This window comes from Mesorhizobium sp. M8A.F.Ca.ET.208.01.1.1, assembly GCF_004791315.1.
In the GTDB taxonomy this organism is placed as follows: Bacteria; Pseudomonadota; Alphaproteobacteria; order Rhizobiales; family Rhizobiaceae; genus Mesorhizobium.
This window is the reverse complement of record NZ_SRUT01000089.1, coordinates 1-386: the sequence shown is the minus strand read 5'-3', so window position 1 is coordinate 386 and position 386 is coordinate 1. Positions and strand designations below refer to the sequence as shown.

The 386-nt window shown below is 58.3% G+C and carries 1 protein-coding gene; it reads left to right on the top strand.

The window, feature by feature from the left end:
* Positions 1 to 192 precede the first annotated feature (192 nt).
* Positions 193 to 386: HPF/RaiA family ribosome-associated protein (locus EN851_RS34415; RefSeq protein WP_135931062.1), on the top strand; the 194-nt coding region annotated here is incomplete at its 3' end.

Genomic DNA, 386 nt, shown 5'->3' with positions numbered 1-386 from the left:
GGCGGGCCTGAAACCCGCAAGCGGATGGGTCCGTCACAGCGAAGGCCTCGCGACGGCCAGAAGGCAACTTGTGATCAACCGGAAAGTTCGGATTTAAAATCGGCGCGAGCGCCGCCGCAAAGCTTGTGCGCGCGGACCACGAGTATAAACTCGGGACAGTTTGAAGCCTGAGTAGGGAAGGTCAGTTTTCAGATGAAACTGCGCATTTCGGGAAAACACATGGACATCGGCGATGCGTTCCGTACGCGCATCAACGACCGTGTCGGCGAGGCGATCGGGAAATATTTCGATCGGGGTTTTTCAGGACATGTCACGGTCATCAAATCGGGGTCGCGTTTCTCCGCCGACTGCATGGTCCGGCTCGATTCCGGCGCTTCGCTGCAGGC